Annotated in this window: 4 protein-coding genes and 1 pseudogene; 1 reads left to right on the top strand and 4 read right to left on the bottom strand. The window is 43.5% G+C overall.

Annotation, left to right across the window (positions count from 1 at the left end; genetic code table 11):
- The 4 genes and pseudogenes from L4B77_RS19560 to L4B77_RS19545 all read right to left on the bottom strand — a co-directional run.
- Positions 1-253, bottom strand: a pseudogene (locus L4B77_RS19560) (helix-turn-helix domain-containing protein); the annotation flags it as partial.
- Between the two features lie 94 nt (positions 254-347).
- Positions 348-959 (bottom strand): class I SAM-dependent methyltransferase, encoded by a 612-nt coding sequence (locus tag L4B77_RS19555; RefSeq protein ID WP_429752498.1) that lies wholly within the window; start codon positions 957-959, stop codon positions 348-350.
- 45 nt (positions 960-1,004) lie between these two features.
- Entirely contained in the window at positions 1,005-1,274 is a 270-nt protein-coding gene (locus tag L4B77_RS19550) for a hypothetical protein (RefSeq protein WP_429752496.1), read from the bottom strand.
- Positions 1,275-1,595: 321 nt separating this feature from the next.
- The gene (locus tag L4B77_RS19545; protein WP_261840298.1) at positions 1,596-2,804 is read right to left on the bottom strand and encodes a NupC/NupG family nucleoside CNT transporter; all 1,209 of its coding nucleotides are present in this window, start codon (positions 2,802-2,804) and stop codon (positions 1,596-1,598) included.
- Between the two features lie 614 nt (positions 2,805-3,418).
- Between L4B77_RS19545 and L4B77_RS19540 the strand changes: the two genes are divergently transcribed.
- A complete protein-coding gene (locus L4B77_RS19540) occupies positions 3,419-3,895 on the top strand; it encodes a hypothetical protein (RefSeq protein WP_261840766.1) in 477 nt (158 codons plus the stop codon).
- Positions 3,896-3,936: the final 41 nt, after the last annotated feature.

Raw genomic sequence — 3,936 nt, 5'->3', positions numbered from 1 at the left:
TTAATACTGCGCTAGTGTGCGTGAGAGACCATTCATTCGTCCACATTAAATTCAATGCTTTTCGTTTTGTTTGAGCAGTCGCGGCATGCTTAGTTGGTAAAAATGAATCAGTATCATGGATGGCAAAGACTTGAGCCCAATACCGTATCTGTCTTGAAGAAATTGAATATTGTTTTGCTAAGTAGAGAGATGACGTGCCATCTAAGTATTGCTTAGCAATGATACATTTTAGCTCTCGGCTATATTTGGACATAAAAAGACCCCCAATAATTGGTGTCCAACTATTGGGGGTCAGTTCAGAATGGCAGGCTTTTTTAATTCTGATGACACCACCCTGACGCTCAGGCTCAGGATACGACTTTGTTCATGACTATGGTGAAATCCCCGTCGGCATAACCTTCTATCAAAGTGACATCGTTACAGAGTGTTTTACAAAAGCGAAATACGCCCCGAGGGTGGTAGCTCATCAAAGTATGACGTGAAGGGTATTTCTTTGAGTTTAGGAGATTAAAGATCACGGTTTGGTTTGCTAATCCAAACATGCGAGTGATCATGTTGGTGAGGTAGTCGGGATCTCGGGAGATATAATTTAATGAACCACTGGCGATAACCACATCGTGCGCTTCAAGGGGCATCTTGCTCATGTCACCCAATAAAAACTGACACCCAGCCTGTGAATACTGTTGCTTGGCCATTTTCAGAAAGCCGGCATGTAGATCAACACCGGTGTAAGATCGAATGCGATAGATGCTGCCGAGCAGTTCAAATAACTCTCCGTAACCGCACCCCAAATCTAACACACTCCTTTTTTCGAAATCAGCCGAACGCGCGATCACTTCAAAGCGACACAATTGGCTCTCTTCGCTAGTCCAACCTAAAGCTTTGGCTTTGTCGCCTTTCGAGCGGTCAGTCTGTTTTCGGTGATAGCGATACACCTTCCAACGATCGAGCCAATGCATTCAAATCAACCCTACTTCAATGATCATCAACACACCTTAATGAGATTAAGCTTGAGAACGAGAAGAAAAGAGCCCACCGATCTTATAACCGATCGCATAGCAAACCACGGCAACAGTGATAAACACCAAGGCTGAGAAAAGGTACGCGACCGATGCCGCGACACCAGCCCCCCACACGATGCTAAACACCAAACCGAGATAAGCCTCTTTTGGCCACTGGTCGATAGGAAACTGAGCACCACCAGCAATGAGATAAACCATCGCAAACAAACCAATGAAGGTAACAATAAGACCGATGATAACGCGAATGTTCATGGAGAGACCCTTGATTAATTGAGCTTGGTTGCCATTGTTCCTAATCGAAAGCGGATATGCTTAGTCGGAACCGAATATTCTCAATCGAAATCGAATGTTCTTAATCGAAGCCGAATGTTATTAATCGCTACCTGATGATATTCAAGTATATCGGATAAAAGGTACCGGCTCTATGACTCTTCCGAGTGAACTTTTACTCACTAGATACACGTAGCTGACGACAACAAAAACCTGATTTCATCTGATTAACCGGCACAAAAAAGCGGACACCTTGCTCACGTTGAATCTGTGAACAAAGTGTCCGCTTCAACTGAATCTAGCTTAAAGCAGGATGAAAATACCCGCTAAACATGCACTCATTAAATTCGCTAGTGTGCCCGCTGCTACTGCTTTCAAACCTAAGTTCGCCACTTCAGCACGGCGCTCTGGTGCCATCACACCGATTGAACCTAACTGAATCGCGATAGAACCAATGTTTGCAAAGCCACACAAAGCAAAAGTCACGATCACTTGGCTATGTTCAGATAGTAGATCTTTGTTCTCAACGAAGTCGATGAAAGCAACAAACTCATTCATTACGATCTTCTGACCGATGTAAGAACCCGCCATCAATACTTCATCACTCGGAATACCGATTAACCACGCTAGCGGCGAGAATAAGTAACCGAAGATAGCTTGCAGCGTAATGCCCGCAAAACCGAACGTTTCACCTAGGCTTTCTAGCCCAGTGTTGACCATCGCAATCACACTCACGAAGGCAATCAACATAGTACCGACAGCCACCGCGACTTTCATACCGTTCATCGCGCCGCTTGCCAATGCATCAATCACGTTACTTTGATCCGCTCTATCTAATTCAATGTGCTCGTAGTCACAAGGTGTGCTGCGTTCAGGCACAATGATCTTTGCCATTAACAAACTGCCCGGTGCAGCCATAAAGCTTGCCGCGATAAGGTATTTAAGCTCAACACCAAGTCCAGCGTAACCACCAAGTACACTGCCCGCGACCGATGCCATACCACCAGCCATCACCGCAAACAGCTCCGAACGAGTCATAGACTTTAAAAAGGGACGAATAAGAAGAGGAGACTCACCCTGAGAAAGGAAGATATTACCAGTAGCAACCAGAGATTCAGCTTTACTTGTCCCCAGCAGTTTCTGCACCGCTCCGCCCAAGATTTGAATCACTTTTTGCATGATGCCTAAATAATAAAGCGCAGAAATCAAAGCACTGAAGAAGATAATGATTGGAAGTACGCGAACCGCGAAAATGAAGCCTTCAGTAGCAAGATCACCGAAAAGGAATGCGATACCAGCGTCGGCAAAACCAAGCAGGCTAGAAACGCCATTACTTAGGCTGGTTAGCGCCAATTGTCCCCATGGGAAATACAAGACTAAGGCTGCAAAACCGATTTGAAGTAATAGTGCACGAGAAACCGTTTTCCAGTTAATTGAAGAACGACTTTCAGATAGCAGGTACGCGCAAGCAATCAGTGCGATAACACCGACAAAACCAAATAGAATATTCATAATGTGTCCTAGTGATCCTTATAGAGTGAACATGAGCCAAGCAAATGACATCAAAGGAGCAGGACAAAGAACCGCAAGCAAAACGCTACGCGATGAAGGGGCTAACAAAGTTAGCGAGTGTAACAACGAATTGTTCATGTAAAAAATCACCTTATACAAGCAGTGGAACGTAGCTGGTCCGGTCCGTGGGGTCATTCACATATCCATGTGACGGCTTGTATTGGCTAAGCACCGGCTTAAAACCGGAAGAGAAGTATAAACAGTTGAGTGAGACTTTCATCACATTTTTTAACGCAAACGATCGCGCGGTCAAGGATTAGGCAAACCGTATTGTTCATTGTCATATTCGTGGCTCAACGCTGTAAATAATCGGTAGAAGGTGAAATTTGGAATAGGAAACCTTGTTAACGTATGAGCGTAATCGTTTGATGAATTTTGAGTGATTTTTACGGCTTTTCTGTGCTTTACCTCAATTCCCGATACTTCAAGATTCATCTTGAGTTTAGATACGTATATACTTTGTGTGATCTCACGAAAGAATTAGCCATAAAATACCAATAGCGTTGATTAGATATAACAGCCATCGAGACTAAGAGAGGGAACACGTGAAGAAAATGGACGCTCCGCACGACATGAACAATGGAGCTAGATTCAAAACAAATAGACACGGCTATGTGACCGTAGTTGAGTATTATAATACCTATACTGTTATTGTCGCGTTTGAAAATACAGGAAATATCCGCGCTATCAGTGCGGCGAAATTACGTACAGGTCAATTAACCGATCGCTCTGTCGCACCTGAGTCAATTATGATCGGTGAGAAGGTTGAATCGGTTAAACACGGGATATTAACCATTACTCAAGTTGAATCTGAAAATATTGTGGTACTGACCAATGCCAATAATGAAGAAATTAGAATGTTATTGCCTGCGGTACAAAAAATGAAGGATAAAAATGAAGAGGTCGATGGTGAAAATGTTGCCTCGCCAAAACCGACCTCTCTTAGCCAGTTGACTAAAAGAAATAAAAAGACCAAAGACGTTAATAGCATGCTTAAGAAAATGCTTACTGACTACGGTCGATACGATTAATTCTCTGTTTTATACAATAACGCCTCTAAAGATTTATATCC

It is taken from the genome of Vibrio minamisatsumaniensis (assembly GCF_050337445.1).
Lineage (GTDB): Bacteria > Pseudomonadota > Gammaproteobacteria > Enterobacterales > Vibrionaceae > Vibrio > Vibrio artabrorum.
The sequence above is the reverse complement of the archived record's forward strand: the minus strand, read 5'-3'. Positions and strand labels throughout refer to the sequence as shown.